The following is a 16,039-nucleotide window of genomic DNA, read 5'->3' as shown; positions in this document are numbered from 1 at the left end:
TTGTAAAAATCAAACCGGAGTTTTTTTATTGCCATTTTTCTAAAAGAAATTCAAAATGAACATGGGAAGATTTCCTTACGTTTGGGGAAAATATAAATTATATTGAAAAAGAGATCTCGAATCTCTAAAAATAGACACCATATTATAAATACGTTAGAATTGTACAAAGACTAATCTGCTAGTAGTAGTAGGAAAACTAGGATTGCATGTGGAGGTGCATTATATGGCGGAAAAGAACGAATTGATCGTCCCCCTCCTGCCGCTTCGAGGATTGCTTGTTTATCCGACAATGGTCCTGCATTTAGATGTTGGGCGTGAAAGATCTGTGCAAGCACTTGAAAAAGCAATGGTAGATGACCACTTAATCTTTTTAACAACTCAAAAAGATGTATCAATCGATGATCCATCAGAAGAGGAAATATACAAAATTGGTACGTTAACAAAAGTGAAGCAAATGCTAAAACTGCCAAACGGAACCATTAGAGTATTGGTAGAAGGCTTAAACCGAGCGGAAATTGTTTCATTTTATGAGGAAGAAGAGTACTATTCGGTAAGCGTGGTCACGTATGATGATCCTGACACTAAGGATGTTGAAGACCAAGCCCTGATGAGAACAATGCTTGATTATTTTGAGCAATACATAAAACTCTCAAAAAAAATCTCTGCAGAAACATATGCCTCTGTCGCTGATATTGAAGAACCTGGTAGAATGGCGGATATCATCGCATCTCATTTACCACTCAAGCTAAAGGAAAAGCAAGAAATCCTTGAGACAATTGATGTAAAGAGCCGTGTAAATCGCGTAATTGATACGATTCATAATGAAAAAGAAGTACTTAATTTGGAAAAGAAAATTGGACAACGAGTTAAACGGTCGATGGAACGGACGCAAAAAGAGTATTATCTTCGTGAGCAAATGAAGGCCATTCAAAAAGAATTAGGCGATAAAGAAGGCAAAACGGGTGAGATTGCGGAGTTGACGAAAAAAATTGAGCAGGCTGAAATGCCTGAGCATGCGAAAAAGGCGGCCCTTAAGGAATTAGATCGATATGAGAAAGTGCCATCTAGTTCGGCAGAAAGTGCAGTCATCCGAAATTATATCGAATGGTTGATAACGATTCCTTGGTCGAAAAAGACAGAGGATGATATTGATATTCTCCGTGCTGAAAAGGTATTAAATCAAGATCATTACGGATTGGAAAAAGTTAAGGAACGGGTACTTGAATATTTGGCGGTACAGAAGCTGACGAATTCCTTAAAAGGCCCTATTCTTTGCTTAGCAGGACCTCCTGGTGTGGGGAAAACAAGCCTTGCCCGCTCTATTGCGTCATCACTGAATCGCAACTTTGTTCGAGTGTCTCTTGGCGGGGTACGCGATGAATCTGAAATTCGCGGCCATAGAAGAACGTATGTGGGAGCCATGCCTGGACGCATTATTCAAGGAATGAAAAAAGCAGGAACAATCAACCCTGTCTTTTTACTTGATGAAATAGATAAAATGTCTAATGATTTCCGTGGAGATCCATCTTCAGCTATGCTAGAAGTATTAGACCCAGAACAAAACCATAATTTTAGTGATCATTATATTGAAGAAACCTACGATTTATCAAAGGTAATGTTTATTGCAACGGCTAATAATTTATCAACCATTCCTGGGCCACTATTAGACAGAATGGAAATCATTACGATTGCAGGTTACACGGAGCTTGAAAAAGTACACATTTGTAGAGACCATTTGCTACCAAAACAAATTAAAGAAAATGGTTTAACGAAGGGGATTCTTCAAGTTCGTGATGATGCGATACTGAAAGTGGTTCGCTATTATACTCGCGAAGCCGGCGTTCGAAGCTTAGAGCGTCAAATGGCGACCATTTGTAGGAAGACAGCAAAAATCATCGTTTCTGGTGAAAAGAAGCGGGTGATTATCACTGAAAAGAATGTAGAGGAATTTTTAGGGAAGCCAAGATTCCACTATGGAATGGCTGAAACAGAAGATCAAGTAGGAGTGGCGACTGGGTTGGCTTATACGACAGTTGGAGGCGACACCCTGCAGATAGAGGTTTCGCTATCACCTGGTAAAGGAAAGCTTGTTCTAACAGGTAAGCTTGGCGATGTGATGAAGGAATCTGCACAAGCTGCATTTAGTTATGTTCGCTCAAAGGCGACTGAACTGGGCATCGAAGATGATTTCCATGAAAAATATGATATTCATATCCATGTTCCCGAAGGAGCTGTTCCGAAGGATGGACCTTCTGCAGGAATTACAATGGCAACGGCACTCGTATCTGCTTTAACTGGCAAACCGATTCGCAGAGAGGTTGGAATGACGGGTGAGATTACACTAAGAGGAAGAGTTCTACCAATTGGTGGTCTAAAGGAAAAAACCCTAAGTGCTCACCGCGCTGGTCTGACGAAAGTCATTCTCCCAAAGGACAATATAAAAGATATTGATGATATTCCAGAAAGTGTAAGGAATGAACTAGAATTTTTACCAGTCTCACATGTGGATGAAGTTCTAAGACATGCCCTTTTAGAAGGTGATACAAAATGAAGGTAGTAAGTTCAGACATTGTCATCAGTGCAGTTAAGCCAGAACAGTATCCAGAAACAGATTTGCCTGAATTTGCTCTTGCGGGGCGTTCAAACGTAGGAAAGTCATCTTTTATTAATAAGATGCTAAACCGGAAAGGATTAGCGAGAATATCGTCTAAGCCTGGTAAAACCCAAACGTTAAATTTTTACCTGATTAATGAAATCCTTCATTTTGTCGATGTCCCTGGATATGGATATGCCAAGGTTTCGAAGTCAGAAAGGGCTGCATGGGGAAGGATGATTGAAACATATTTTACCACTCGTGAGCAATTACGGGCAGTCGTCTTAATAGTTGATTTACGCCATCCGCCGACAGCGGATGATGTGATGATGTATGATTTCTTAAAACACTATGAAATCCCGTGCATTGTTATCGCAACCAAGGCAGATAAAATCCCAAAGGGAAAATGGCAAAAGCATCTAAAGGTCACACGCGAAACATTAGACCTTGATCAAAATGACCACATGATTGTCTTCTCCTCTGAAACGGGAGAGGGAAAAGACAAAGCATGGTCCTTGCTACAGAGTTATATGTAAGTAAGACATAGAAAAACGCCTGGCAGTTAAGCGCCAGGCGTTTTTCTTATGTCAGGTTGGAAAATTTCACTGTTATTTTTTCTTTTTTAGTAGAAAATAAATACCAACAACAATTAACAGAGCGGGCCAGAATTTCCAAATAAAGCTCATGCCATTTTGTAATAAGCCAAGATAGCCGGCAATTTTATCATAAAATAGTAGCAATACCGCTAAAATGAGAAAGAGGAATGCTTGAAACAAGCCTGTATTTGTTTTTTGAAAACGAAGGAAAAATCCAATTGATATAATGAGAATTAACATGCCAATGGTATGGCTTGGCCAAAAAGACACATGACCGACAAGATGAAAGTGAAGACCGAAACCACTCATGATAACTCCAGGAAGAATGGCTTCATGTTCCTTAGCTGAATAGCCTTGACCTAAAAAAGCAATCCCAACGATCATCAGCAAGGTAGGCCATGTATAAAATTGTTGAAAAATAGTAATTCCTGTTTGCTGTAGTAAAAAGTAAGTTCCAAAACCAATCAGAATAATTCCGGGAAAGATTCGCTGATTTTTCATTAAAAAACACCACTTCCAATAAGGTTCACTTGAATCTATTCTATTTTTTTGATACTGTACTTAAGGAAGTAATAGATAAAACTAAGTCCTATTATTTTTTTATCATAACATATCTTTCGTTTTCTGTTCACATTTTCCGAGCAAAAGTCGAAATTGCTCATGATATAATCATACTAGTTAATACTGCTAATGTACTATTAAGTGGGGGTGTACGAAAAAATGCATATTTTAGTAATCGGTCTTAACTATAAAACTGCCCCTGTAGAAATCCGTGAGCGGTTGACATTTAATGAAACCGAACTTGTGGATGCCATAAAAAAGTTAAACACTAAAAAAAGCATCCTAGAAAACATCATCTTGTCTACATGTAATCGTACGGAAATTTATGCGGTTGTCGATCAACTCCATACAGGCCGCTATTATATAAAAGAATTTCTGTCCGAATGGTTCGGTATGGAACAAACGGAATTCTCTCCATTCTTATTTGTTAATGAAGACGATGGAGCTGTAGAGCATTTGTTTAATGTTACATGCGGACTCAATTCCATGGTTTTAGGGGAAACACAAATACTTGGGCAGGTGCGTACTAGCTTTATGCTGGCACAACAAGAGGAAACGACTGGTTCAGTTTTCAATCACTTGTTTAAACAAGCGATTACGGTAGCCAAACGTGGACATTCAGAAACGGATATTGGCGCTAATGCCGTTTCTGTTAGTTATGCTGCGGTTGAGCTGGCAAAGAAAATCTTCGGCTCTCTTGCGAATAAACATGTATTGATTTTCGGTGCGGGAAAAATGGGTGAATTAGCAGCTCAAAACTTGCACGGTAACGGTGTGAAAAAGGTAACAGTGATCAATCGTACGTACGATAAAGCAAAAACTCTTGCCAGCCGTTTTAATGGCGAAGCGAAAACGTTGGTTGACTTACAGCAGTCACTCATTGAAGCGGATATTTTAATTAGCTCAACGGGTGCAAAAGACTTTGTCATTACAAAAGAAATGATGGCTAAGGTTGAGAAAAAGCGTAAGGGTAAACCATTATTTATGGTAGATATTGCTGTACCACGTGATTTGGACCCAAGAATTTCAGAGCTTGAGAATGTCTTTTTATACGATATTGACGATTTAGAAGGCATTGTTGAAGCAAACCTGCAAGAACGCCAAAAAGCAGCAGCTAAAATCAGGCTGATGATTGAAAAAGAAATCGTTGATTTCAAGCAATGGCTTGGAATGCTTGGTGTAGTGCCGGTCATTTCCGCTCTTCGCGAAAAAGCTTTGGCTATTCAAGCTGAGACAATGGTAAGTTTGGAAAGAAAATTGCCCAATTTATCAGATCGTGACCTGAAAGTATTAAACAAACATACAAAGAGCATTATCAACCAGCTTTTAAAGGATCCGATTTTACAAGCGAAAGAAATGGCTGCTAGACCAGATGCCGAACAGGCGATGGATTTGTTTATTAAAATATTCAATATTGAAGAGCTTGTTGAAGAACAACATTCGAGAGCAGCCGAAGTTAATACATCACCGGTTCTTAAACCACAGGCTTCCTTTCAGTCATAAGGGGTACTTTCTATGTTCGATGTCTTTATGACAAGGCTTCATGAATTAACGGTTGTTTTATATGCCTTCAGTGTGTTGTTATATTTCTTTGATTTCATTCACCATAACCGGAAGGCAAACCGAATTGCCTTCTGGTTACTTGCATTTGTATGGGTTTTACAAACGATTTTCCTATTCTTTTATATGACAAAAACAGGAAGGTTCCCTGTACTAACGATCTTTGAGGGACTCTATTTTTATGCTTGGGTATTAGTAACATTGTCAATTGGGATAAATCATTTACTGCGAGTCGATTTTATCGTCTTTTTTACAAATATCCTTGGTTTTACCGTAATGGCGATTCATACCTTCGCTCCAATGCAGTACCATTCTCATATCATGGCTAAACAGTTGGTATCGGAACTACTGTTAATCCATATTACAATGGCGATTCTTTCATACGGGGCTTTTTCCCTGTCGTTTGTATTTTCAGCCCTGTACCTGCTTCAATATGATCTATTGAAACGGAAGAAATGGGGAACAAGGCTTGTTCGCTTGGCAGATTTAGATAAACTTGAAAAATCATCTTACATATTGGCTGTCATTGGTGTTCCGATGCTCCTGCTCAGCCTTATTTTAGGCTTACAGTGGGCATTTCTAAAGGTTCCTGGAATGCCGTGGTACGATATGAAAATTATTGGGTCGTTTTTGTTGCTAACGGCCTACAGCATCTATTTATATCTCCGGATCGGAAAAAACCTATCTGGCAGAAAGTTAGCCATGTGGAATACGGCTTCATTTTTAATAGTATTAATTAATTTTTTCTTATTTGGTCGATTATCATCTTTCCATTTATGGTATGCATAACTTAGGAGGCAGTCATGAGAAAAATTATTGTTGGTTCTAGACGAAGCAAGTTGGCATTAACACAAACCAATTGGGTGATTGAACAGCTAAAGAAGCTGGATTCTCGTTTTGAGTTTGAAGTAAAAGAAATCGTAACAAAAGGTGATAAAATCCTTGATGTTACACTTTCAAAAGTGGGCGGAAAAGGGTTATTCGTGAAGGAAATAGAGCAAGCTATGCTTGATAAAGAGATTGATATGGCCGTTCATAGTATGAAAGACATGCCAGCTGTTTTACCTGAGGGTCTTACAATCGGCTGTATTCCTTTCCGTGAGGACCACCGTGATGCTCTTATTTCAAGAGATCATGTCAAATTGAAAGATTTAAAGCCTGGTGCAATTGTTGGGACGAGTAGCCTTCGCCGCAGTGCGCAGCTATTAGTCCAACGCCCAGACATAGAGATTAAATGGATTCGTGGAAATGTCGATACAAGACTAGCAAAATTACAGGAAGAAGAATATGATGCCATCATTTTAGCAGCTGCAGGACTTTCCCGCCTTGGCTGGGCTTCTGACGTAGTAACAGAATTTATTGATGCCGATATTTGTGTTCCTGCTGTTGGGCAAGGTGCACTATCCATTGAATGCCGCGAAGATGATAAAGAATTACTAGAGCTATTTGAGAAATTCACTTGTAAGAAAACAGAAAGAGCGGTTCGTGCCGAGCGTGCTTTCCTGCAAAAAATGGAGGGTGGCTGTCAGGTTCCAATTGCCGGATTTGCTCGAATAGAGGAAAATGATGAAGTCGTATTAAATGTACTTGTTGCTTCTCCAGAAGGTCAAGAGATCTTTAAAGAGGAACTAAGAGGACAAAATCCGGAAGAGCTTGGTGTTCAGGCTGCTGATTTATTAATTAAAAAAGGAGCCAAGGACCTGATTGAAAAGGTGAAACGGGAGCTGGAAGGTCAATGATCCAATCATTGCCCTTGCTTGATAAAAAAGTCCTTGTTCCAAGAGGCGAAAATCAAGCAAAATCCTTTTCACGGCTTGTAGAAAGGGAGGGAGGGATTCCAGTCGAAATCCCTCTTATTTCCTTTCGACCCATTGAAAAAGTCGATCGCCTTCAAGACTCTTTGAAGGCCCTTGATACATATGATTGGATTATTTTTACGAGCAATGTAACGGTTGAGACCTTTTTTTCTTTTTACCAAAAGGAAGAATTGGATGAAAGATTTCCTAAAATCGCAGTGATTGGGAAAAAGACGGCAGAATGCTTGGAGGAAAAAGGGCTAACTACCGCATTCGTTCCATCTGCCTATGTGGCTGAGGTATTTGTTGAGGAGTTTTTACCTTTTATCCAAAGTGGTATGCGGATTTTGCTTCCGAAAGGAAACCTCGCGCGGGAATACATCTCACGAGCCTTATCAGAAGCTGGAGCTGTGGTTGATGAAATCGTCATTTACGAAACCTATCTGCCTGATGAAAGCCGAGAAAAGCTGGCAAGGATGCTGGCTGACGGGCAGCTGGATATTCTGCTGTTTACAAGTCCTTCTACGGTGGATCATTTGATGGAGGTTGTCAAAGACTACGGCCTTGAAGAACAGCTATACAAGTGTGTCATCGGCTGTATCGGTCCGGTAACAGAGAAAAAACTACTGGAACACGGGCTCACCGTTCATGCTTCACCAAAGGAATATACCGTAAAAGAAATGATTAAAAGCACTATTGCTTATTTAGATGTGGAGGAATCATAAATGGAACTTCAATTCAAACGTCATCGTCGCCTGCGTTCTAGTGCCAGCATGCGCGCACTTGTTAGAGAAAATCACTTGAAAGCGGAGGACTTTATCTATCCGCTGTTTATCTATGAAGGGGAAAATATCCGCAATGAAGTGTCATCCATGCCAGGTGTGTTCCAAGTTTCCATGGACCACCTTCAAGCTGAAATGGAAGATATCGTTGCTCACGGCATAAAGTCTGTCCTTTTATTCGGTATTCCTGCTACGAAGGATGCGTGTGGTGAGCAAGCCTATCATGACCACGGAATTGTTCAGGTAGCCACTCGTTTTATTAAAGAACACTTCCCAGAAATCATCGTTGTAGCAGATACTTGCTTGTGTGAATATACAAGCCATGGACACTGTGGCGTCGTTGAAGGGGAAAAAATCCTTAACGATGCGTCATTAGATCTTCTTGTCAAAACAGCAGTGGCACAAGCTCAAGCTGGTGCGGACATTATTGCGCCATCTAACATGATGGACGGCTTTGTTGCTGCTATTCGTGCCGGTCTTGATGAAGCTGGATTTACAGAGATTCCAATTATGTCGTATGCCGTTAAATATGCTTCTGCGTTCTACGGACCGTTCCGTGAGGCAGCAGAAGGCGCGCCACAATTTGGTGACCGCAAGACCTATCAAATGGATCCTGCTAACCGAATGGAAGCATTCAGAGAAGCAGAATCAGATGTAGCAGAGGGTGCTGATTTCTTAATTGTTAAACCAGGTATGCCATACCTTGATATCGTTCGTGATATGAAGAATACCTTTAACCTGCCTATTGTGATTTATAACGTAAGCGGTGAGTATTCCATGATTAAGGCAGCTTCTGCAAACGGCTGGATTGACGAGAAAAACACCGTTCTTGAAATGTTGATGGGAATGAAGCGTGCCGGTGCTGACTTGATCATCACGTATGCAGCAAAAGATGCGATTCGCTGGTTAAAAGAAGACCAATAAACATTTTGAAAAGAGGGAAAAGGATGCGCTCGTATACAAAATCGATTGAAGCATTTAAAGAAGCCCAAACCCTTATGCCTGGCGGCGTAAACAGTCCAGTTCGTGCCTTTAAATCAGTGAATATGGACCCGATTTTTATGGAAAGAGGCAAAGGGTCTAAAATTTATGATATCGATGGCAATGAATACATTGACTATGTACTTTCATGGGGTCCTCTAATCCTTGGACATACCAATGACCGTGTCGTCGAAGCAATGAAAAAAGTAGCGGAGCTTGGTACAAGCTATGGTGCTCCTACTTTGATGGAAAATGAGCTGGCAAAGCTTGTCATTGAACGTGTTCCATCAATCGAAGTAATACGGATGGTATCATCAGGTACGGAAGCAACGATGAGTGCCCTTCGTTTAGCAAGAGGATATACAGGACGTAATAAGATTTTGAAATTCGAAGGCTGCTATCATGGCCATGGGGATTCCCTGTTAATTAAAGCCGGATCAGGTGTGGCTACACTAGGCCTTCCTGACAGCCCTGGCGTTCCTGAAGGAGTAGCATCCAATACGATTACGGTAGCGTACAACGATCTTGAAGGTGTAAAGTATGCGTTTGAGCAATTTGGTGAAGATATCGCCTGTATCATTGTTGAGCCAGTTGCTGGGAATATGGGTCTTGTTCCGCCGCTTCCTGGATTCTTGGAAGGACTGCGTGAGATTACTTCATCAAATGGCGCATTGCTCATTTTTGACGAGGTTATGACTGGCTTCCGAGTGGGCTACAACTGTGCACAAGGATATTTCAATGTAACGCCTGATATCACTTGTCTTGGAAAAGTAATCGGTGGTGGACTTCCGGTAGGGGCATACGGCGGTAAGGCCGAAATCATGCAGCAAATCGCTCCAAGCGGACCGATTTATCAAGCTGGGACACTTTCTGGTAACCCGCTGGCTATGACAGCAGGTTATGAAACATTGAGCCAGTTAACGCCAGCACATTACGAGGAGTTTATCCGTAAGGGAGATCTTCTGGAAAAAGGCTTTAAGGCGGCTGCTGAAAAGTACGACATTCCAATTACATTTAACCGTGCAGGATCCATGATTGGTTTCTTCTTTACCAATGAAGAGGTTATTAATTTTGAAAAAGCAAAAACATCTAATTTAGCGTTCTTTGCAGAGTACTACCGTGAAATGGCAGAGCAAGGTATCTTTTTACCACCTTCTCAATTCGAAGGATTATTCCTATCGACTGCCCATACGGATGAAGATATTGAAAAAACAATACAAGCAGCGGAAATTGCATTTTCTAAGCTTAAATAAATTTGTTTTGGTAGGCACTCACCTAATTTGGTGGGTGCTTTTTATTGTTCTCTGAGAGGTTCGTAGATGGGGTTTGGCGGAAAGAATTTAAAATTTGGCGGAATCCATGCCTAAGTTGGCGGAATAAATACAAAAGTTGGCGGAATTCTAACCCAAGTTGGCGGAATAATTACATAATTGAGCGGAATCCCCCATCAAGTTGAAGCAGTATCTATTTCTTTTTACTAACTAACTGCTTTTTTATCATAAATAAATCCCATTGTTCATAGAGTGTAAGTGACATAGTGATTTTGCGTGAAGGATACGAAAGGAGGAGTCGCTTTGTCCCAAGAGAATCAATCGTGCCTACGATTTTCTTTGGAGGAATCTTTGTGGTTTAGAAAAGGACAGGAAGTCGAGGAACTTCTATCGATTTCTCTAGACCCGGATATTACCATCCAGGAAAACGATCAGTACGTAACCATACGTGGTTCGTTGGAGCTTACCGGCGAATATAAAAGTTACGAACCTAGCAATGAGGGTAGCGAAGAGGAAGTAACATCCCAAAAGTTTGTAGAGAGGGTGGCAGAACGCGAGGAGGGCACCTGTGAATTTTCACATCGCTTCCCAGTCGATATCACCATCCCGAACAATCGGATTCAAAGCATCTATGATATTGATGTTCTCGTTGAATCATTCGATTATGCTACACCAGAGCGCAGCTGTCTTAAACTATCTGCAGAACTGACCATCAGTGGTTTATATGAGGCAGAGCAGCAGGAACAAGTAGAACCTGAATATGAGGTACTTAACCGTTACGAAACAGAAGAGGCTGAGGAAGAAGCAGCCATTGAACAAGCCGCAGTTCAAAGCGCATACGAAAACAACTTCTTATTTGAAGCAGAGGCAAGAAAACAACAGGAAGAAGAAGAAGAAGTAGAAGTATTACCGAAGTTCCCAACCTTTAACTACCAGCCTTCAGCAGAGGAACAAGAAGAATTTGAGCCTGCATGGGCCAGAAATGAAGGCGGCCAGCCAGTTGAGATCGAAGAAGAGGAAATCGTTGTTCAAGAACAAGCTGCACCACAACCAGAGGTTATTTTTGAAGAGGAAGTAAAGCATGTAGAAGAAAGCTCATCATCCCCTGAGGAAGCACCGAAGGTCAAGAAGAAGAAAGCATCCAAGAAGAAGAGTATGACACTTACCGAATTTTTTGCAAGGAAAGATGAAAACTCCGCCCAAACCAGTTTACGGGTTTGCATAGTACAGAAGGGGGATACAGTAAGTACCCTCGCAGACCGTTATGATGTAACGGTTCAAAATCTGTTGCGCGAAAATAATCTGGAACTCAATCAAGATGTGTATGAGGGGCAAGTATTATATATCCCTAGTGCTTTTGCAAAAAAATAACCATTCACAATTGTTGAGCGGGTTTTCTTTAACCTGCTCAGCTTCTTTTAAAAGCTATTTCGGCTTTTCCATTGAAAGAAGGTCGAGTTGACATGAATGAGTCAAATCGGATACAAATGCTAGCACCTGTATTAAAAAATTATTATATTGAACCTCATTTTGTAGAGGATTATGGTACGGTACAAAAAATTTATTCCAATAAAGGTACGTTTGCCTTAAAGAAAATCAATCCCTCAATCGGGACTGATTTCATTCGCCATGTGCACCTTCTGTACCAAAAAGGATTTAATCGCATCGTCCCAATTTATCCAACAATGGACGGCAGGTATGCGGTGCTGCACGAAAATGACCTGTACTATCTCATGCCCTGGATGCCAAATGATTTAAAAGAAAACCGCGAGCAAACCAATCTGCAATTATTTCGCGAATTAGCGAGACTTCATACCCTTTCGGCAAAAGAAATCACTGTCAACAAAGAAGAACGAACAGAGCATTATGAAAAGACCATTCAAGAGATGGAAAAACAACAGGAATTCCTGGATGGTTTTATCGATCAATGCGAAAAAAAGACCTACATGTCTCCGTTCGAATTATTGTATTGCATGTATTATAACGAAATTAGCCAAGCGCTAAGATTTTCAAAAACAAAATTTGAAGAATGGTACGAAAGCACAAAGGAAACCGAAAAGGCCCGCATGGTCATAACTCATGGAAAATTAGCTTCTGAGCATTTTTTGTATGATGATCGAGGTTACGGCTATTTTATTAATTTTGAAAATGCACGTTATGGTTCCCCGATTCATGATTTGCTCCCTTACCTTTCTCGTGCAATTAATTCCAGGCCGAAGCGGAGTGATACAGCGATCGACTGGGTATACCATTATTTTAAATACTTCCCGTTTAAAGCAGATGAGAAGCTATTATTCTTCAGCTATCTAGCTCTTCCCATTCCAATCATACAGGTAGCGGAGAGCTATTATCGAAAGCAGGGGCGAAAAAATGAGTTGAAATATGTCAGTCAGCTGCAGCACCGATACTGGCATTTAAAGAATTCAGAGTATATTGTCATGAAAATGACGGAAATCGAAAACGCACAAAAAGCAAAAGAAGGAGCCCAGCAGCAGTCATAACTCTGCAAGATGGGCTCCTTAAATAATGTCAAAATAAATGGATACAGCAAGGACAAGAAAACAGGTTAATAGTAATACATCAAATACGGTTGGTAGAAGCAGCGTCCGGATAAATTGAAAAATACTAAACGGAATAATTAATTGGGCAGCAATCCTTCGGCACGTGATGAACCAAGGCTTGTATTTGTATTTATGAAAATTCCTCTTCATCCCAGAACCTCCCCTTTGGGATTTGACCTTTATTTTATATATATTCCAAATGCCTATAGAAGTTCTCCATTAAATACATACAGTATAAAAAATAAAAAAATTGGTTATCATGATTGACGTCAAACCCTTTTTTTCGGTAGTATAACAATATAATTTAAAAAACAAGCAACGACAGGGAAGAGTACGATGCCATCCTACTTTTAGAGAGGGAAATCATTAGCTGAAAGATTTCCTAAGAGGAACATCAGAAGGTCGCCCAGGAGCTTCTTCTGCGAAAAGGTCAAATGATCTAATTAGTTGAAGACGGATGAAATCCGTTATCCCGTTAAGTGCCAATCATGTTTTTTGATTGGAAAAAAGGTGGTACCGCGAAGCAAACTCCATTCGTCCTTTTATGACGAATGGGGTTTTTTATGTTTCTGTGGAAACAGTAGTTTAAGAAGGAGGAATTTTTGATGGAAACAAAAGAATTAACGATGCCAACGAAATACGACCCGCAATCGATTGAAAAAGGTCGTTATGACTGGTGGCTGCAAGGGAAGTATTTTGAAGCAAAGGATGACGAGGGAAAACAGCCTTATACCGTTGTTATTCCACCGCCAAACGTAACAGGTAAGCTTCATCTAGGTCATGCATGGGATACAACCCTTCAAGATATTGTTACACGTATGAAACGGATGCAAGGCTATGACGTGCTTTGGCTCCCTGGTATGGACCATGCGGGAATTGCCACACAGGCGAAGGTAGAAGAGAAGCTTCGCAGTGAAGGCAAAAGCCGTTACGATTTAGGCCGTGAAAAGTTTGTTGAGGAGACATGGAAGTGGAAGGATGAATATGCTTCACACATCCGTCAGCAATGGTCGAAGCTAGGATTAGGCTTAGATTACAGCCGTGAGCGGTTCACTTTGGATGAAGGCCTATCAGATGCGGTTCGCGAAGTATTCGTTACCCTTTATAATAAAGGCTTAATTTACCGCGGCGAATATATTATTAACTGGGATCCTTCCACGAAAACAGCATTATCTGACATTGAAGTAATCTATAAAGATGTTCAGGGTGCGTTTTACCACCTGAGATATCCTTTAGCAGATGGCACTGGATCCATTGAGGTTGCGACAACTCGTCCAGAAACGATGCTCGGTGATACAGCTGTTGCGGTTCATCCTGAAGATGAGCGCTACAAGCACTTAATTGGCAAAACCGTTATTCTGCCAATCGTTGGCCGCGAAATTCCAATTGTAGCAGATGATTATGTAGATATGGAATTCGGTTCTGGAGCGGTTAAAATTACCCCTGCACACGATCCGAACGACTTTGAACTTGGCAACCGCCATAATCTTGAACGTATCCTCGTTATGAACGAAGACGGCTCGATGAATGACAAAGCAGGAAAATATAAAGGTATGGATCGCTTCGACTGCCGTAAGCAAATCGTTAAAGACCTTCAAGAACAAGGCGTTCTTTTCAAAATTGAAGAGCATCTTCATTCCGTAGGCCATTCCGAACGTAGTGGTGCAGTTGTTGAACCATACCTATCTACTCAATGGTTCGTTAAGATGCAACCCCTGGCAGATGAAGCAATTGCCCTTCAAAATAAAGAAAACAAAGTCAACTTTGTTCCTGACCGCTTTGAGAAAACCTACTTGCGTTGGATGGGAAATATCCGTGATTGGTGTATTTCACGTCAGCTTTGGTGGGGACACCGAATTCCTGCATGGTACCACAAAGAAACAGGTGAAGTATTTGTAGGTCATGAAGCACCAGCAGACGCTGAAAACTGGGAGCAGGACAAAGACGTATTAGATACATGGTTCAGCTCAGCATTATGGCCGTTCTCAACCATGGGCTGGCCGAACAAGGAAGCAGCTGATTTTAAACGTTACTTCCCAACAGACGTTTTGGTAACAGGCTACGATATCATTTTCTTCTGGGTATCCAGAATGATTTTCCAAAGCATCGAATTTACAGGTGAACGTCCCTTTAAAGATGTTCTGATCCATGGTCTTGTTCGTGATGAACAAGGACGTAAAATGAGTAAATCACTTGGTAACGGTGTGGACCCAATGGATGTCATAGATCAATATGGGGCAGACTCCTTACGATACTTCTTATCGACTGGATCATCTCCAGGTCAGGATTTACGCTACAGCACAGAAAAAGTTGAAGCTACCTGGAATTTTGCTAATAAAATTTGGAATGCATCACGCTTTGCTTTAATGAATATGGACGGCATGACTTACGAAGAAATTGATTTCAGTGGTGAAAAATCCGTTGCGGATAAATGGATTTTAACAAGATTAAATGAAACGATTGACCATGTTACCAAGCTTTCAGACCGCTATGAATTCGGTGAAGTAGGCCGTGCATTATACAACTTCATTTGGGATGACTTCTGTGATTGGTACATTGAAATGGCAAAGCTTCCATTATATGGTGAAGATGAAGCAGCTAAAAAAACGACTCGTTCCATCCTTGCTTATGTATTAGATCAAACGATGCGTTTGTTACATCCGTTTATGCCATTCATTACCGAGGAAATTTGGCAAAACCTCCCACATGCTGGTGAATCTATTACTACAGCTGCATGGCCAGAGGTGAAACCGGAGCTTTCCGATGACAAGGCAGCACAGGATATGAAGCTTCTTATGGAAATGATTCGCGCGGTACGTAATATTCGTGCGGAAGTGAATACGCCAATGAGTAAGAAAATTAAAATGTTGGTTAAAGCGAAGGACGAATCAATCCTGAAGGCCATCGAAACAAACCGCAGCTATATCGAGCGCTTCTGTAATCCAGAGGAATTACAAATGGGTATCGATATTGAATCACCTGAAAAAGCAATGACAGCGGTGATTACAGGCTTGGAAATCATTCTTCCGCTTGAAGGCTTAATTAACATTGACGAAGAAATTACTCGTCTTGAGAAGGAATACGAAAAGTTAAATAAAGAAGTAGAGCGCGTTCAAAAGAAATTAAGCAATGAAGGATTTATGAAGAAAGCACCTGAAAGTGTTGTTACTGAAGAGCGTGCAAAGGAAAATGACTATCTTGAAAAAAGAAGCATCGTGGAAGCACGCATTAAAGAATTAAGAGGGTAACCTTTATTTAAAGAGGTCAGACCCCACTAATATAACTGTGGGGTCTGACCCCTTTTTCTTATTAATCAAATATGGACGGGGTGTCACGAA

At 40.8% G+C, this 16,039-nt stretch carries 13 protein-coding genes and 1 other annotated feature; of the genes, 11 read left to right on the top strand and 2 right to left on the bottom strand.

Features of this window, described 5'->3' with window-relative positions; translation table 11 throughout:
- The first annotated feature begins 223 nt into the window (after positions 1-223).
- Together lon and yihA are read left to right on the top strand one after the other, a co-directional pair.
- Positions 224-2,551, top strand: coding sequence for an endopeptidase La (gene lon, locus AC3A54_RS03685; protein WP_487653360.1), 2,328 nt, complete (start codon positions 224-226; stop codon positions 2,549-2,551).
- Positions 2,548-3,129 (top strand): ribosome biogenesis GTP-binding protein YihA/YsxC, encoded by a 582-nt coding sequence (gene yihA / locus AC3A54_RS03680; protein WP_335545761.1) that lies wholly within the window; start codon positions 2,548-2,550, stop codon positions 3,127-3,129. The genes lon and yihA overlap by 4 nt, the downstream gene beginning before the upstream one ends.
- Positions 3,130-3,201: 72 nt before the next feature.
- Here yihA and AC3A54_RS03675 read toward each other — a convergent pair whose 3' ends face one another.
- Positions 3,202-3,690, bottom strand: coding sequence for a LiaF transmembrane domain-containing protein (locus AC3A54_RS03675; RefSeq protein ID WP_487653359.1), 489 nt, complete (start codon positions 3,688-3,690; stop codon positions 3,202-3,204).
- A 219-nt stretch (positions 3,691-3,909) separates the two neighbouring features.
- Here AC3A54_RS03675 and hemA point away from each other — a divergent pair, with 219 nt between their 5' ends.
- The 8 genes from hemA to ysxE all read left to right on the top strand — a co-directional run bounded on the left by hemA (position 3,910) and on the right by ysxE (position 12,641).
- Entirely contained in the window at positions 3,910-5,253 is a 1,344-nt protein-coding gene (gene hemA, locus AC3A54_RS03670; RefSeq protein WP_487653358.1) for a glutamyl-tRNA reductase, read from the top strand.
- 12 nt (positions 5,254-5,265) lie between these two features.
- Positions 5,266-6,099: a cytochrome c biogenesis protein CcsA gene (gene ccsA / locus AC3A54_RS03665; protein WP_308082986.1), complete on the top strand. Its 834-nt coding sequence runs from the start codon at positions 5,266-5,268 to the stop codon at positions 6,097-6,099.
- Positions 6,100-6,113: 14 nt separating this feature from the next.
- Positions 6,114-7,049: a hydroxymethylbilane synthase gene (gene hemC, locus AC3A54_RS03660; protein ID WP_487653357.1), complete on the top strand. Its 936-nt coding sequence runs from the start codon at positions 6,114-6,116 to the stop codon at positions 7,047-7,049.
- Positions 7,046-7,831 carry a uroporphyrinogen-III synthase gene (locus AC3A54_RS03655; RefSeq protein WP_487653356.1) on the top strand — a complete coding sequence of 262 codons (786 nt, stop codon included), beginning with the start codon at positions 7,046-7,048 and terminating at the stop codon, positions 7,829-7,831. The genes hemC and AC3A54_RS03655 overlap by 4 nt, the downstream gene beginning before the upstream one ends.
- A complete protein-coding gene (gene hemB / locus AC3A54_RS03650; protein WP_487653355.1) occupies positions 7,832-8,812 on the top strand; it encodes a porphobilinogen synthase in 981 nt (326 codons plus the stop codon). It begins immediately after the preceding gene.
- Positions 8,813-8,835: 23 nt separating this feature from the next.
- Positions 8,836-10,122: a glutamate-1-semialdehyde 2,1-aminomutase gene (gene hemL / locus AC3A54_RS03645; RefSeq protein WP_487653354.1), complete on the top strand. Its 1,287-nt coding sequence runs from the start codon at positions 8,836-8,838 to the stop codon at positions 10,120-10,122.
- Between the two features lie 294 nt (positions 10,123-10,416).
- A complete protein-coding gene (spoVID, locus tag AC3A54_RS03640; RefSeq protein ID WP_487653353.1) occupies positions 10,417-11,511 on the top strand; it encodes a stage VI sporulation protein D in 1,095 nt (364 codons plus the stop codon).
- 92 nt (positions 11,512-11,603) lie between these two features.
- Positions 11,604-12,641: a spore coat protein YsxE gene (gene ysxE / locus AC3A54_RS03635; RefSeq protein WP_487653352.1), complete on the top strand. Its 1,038-nt coding sequence runs from the start codon at positions 11,604-11,606 to the stop codon at positions 12,639-12,641.
- Positions 12,642-12,659: 18 nt separating this feature from the next.
- Here ysxE and AC3A54_RS03630 read toward each other — a convergent pair whose 3' ends face one another.
- Positions 12,660-12,851, bottom strand: a complete 192-nt coding sequence (locus AC3A54_RS03630; RefSeq protein ID WP_309860309.1) for a hypothetical protein — start codon at positions 12,849-12,851, stop codon at positions 12,660-12,662.
- A gap of 159 nt (positions 12,852-13,010) precedes the next feature.
- Positions 13,011-13,246, top strand: a binding site (T-box leader).
- Between the two features lie 60 nt (positions 13,247-13,306).
- Between AC3A54_RS03630 and AC3A54_RS03625 the strand changes: the two genes are divergently transcribed.
- Positions 13,307-15,949: a valine--tRNA ligase gene (locus tag AC3A54_RS03625; RefSeq protein WP_487653351.1), complete on the top strand. Its 2,643-nt coding sequence runs from the start codon at positions 13,307-13,309 to the stop codon at positions 15,947-15,949.
- The last annotated feature ends 90 nt before the right edge of the window (positions 15,950-16,039 follow it).

Source organism: Neobacillus sp. Soil_C_43 (genome assembly GCF_057656715.1).
The sequence above is the reverse complement of the archived record's forward strand: the minus strand, read 5'-3'. Positions and strand labels throughout refer to the sequence as shown.

Bases quoted from the DNA above. Each gene is read 5' to 3' on its own strand.
- hemB (WP_487653355.1), top strand. From the start codon at position 7,832: ATGGAACTTCAATTCAAACGTCATCGTCGCCTGCGTTCTAGTGCCAGC.
- yihA (WP_335545761.1), top strand. From the start codon at position 2,548: ATGAAGGTAGTAAGTTCAGACATTGTCATCAGTGCAGTTAAGCCAGAA.
- ysxE (WP_487653352.1), top strand. From the start codon at position 11,604: ATGAATGAGTCAAATCGGATACAAATGCTAGCACCTGTATTAAAAAAT.
- hemA (WP_487653358.1), top strand. From the start codon at position 3,910: ATGCATATTTTAGTAATCGGTCTTAACTATAAAACTGCCCCTGTAGAA.
- AC3A54_RS03630 (WP_309860309.1), bottom strand. From the start codon at position 12,851: ATGAAGAGGAATTTTCATAAATACAAATACAAGCCTTGGTTCATCACG.
- AC3A54_RS03675 (WP_487653359.1), bottom strand. From the start codon at position 3,690: ATGAAAAATCAGCGAATCTTTCCCGGAATTATTCTGATTGGTTTTGGA.
- AC3A54_RS03655 (WP_487653356.1), top strand. From the start codon at position 7,046: ATGATCCAATCATTGCCCTTGCTTGATAAAAAAGTCCTTGTTCCAAGA.
- lon (WP_487653360.1), top strand. From the start codon at position 224: ATGGCGGAAAAGAACGAATTGATCGTCCCCCTCCTGCCGCTTCGAGGA.
- AC3A54_RS03625 (WP_487653351.1), top strand. From the start codon at position 13,307: ATGGAAACAAAAGAATTAACGATGCCAACGAAATACGACCCGCAATCG.
- hemL (WP_487653354.1), top strand. From the start codon at position 8,836: ATGCGCTCGTATACAAAATCGATTGAAGCATTTAAAGAAGCCCAAACC.
- hemC (WP_487653357.1), top strand. From the start codon at position 6,114: ATGAGAAAAATTATTGTTGGTTCTAGACGAAGCAAGTTGGCATTAACA.
- ccsA (WP_308082986.1), top strand. From the start codon at position 5,266: ATGTTCGATGTCTTTATGACAAGGCTTCATGAATTAACGGTTGTTTTA.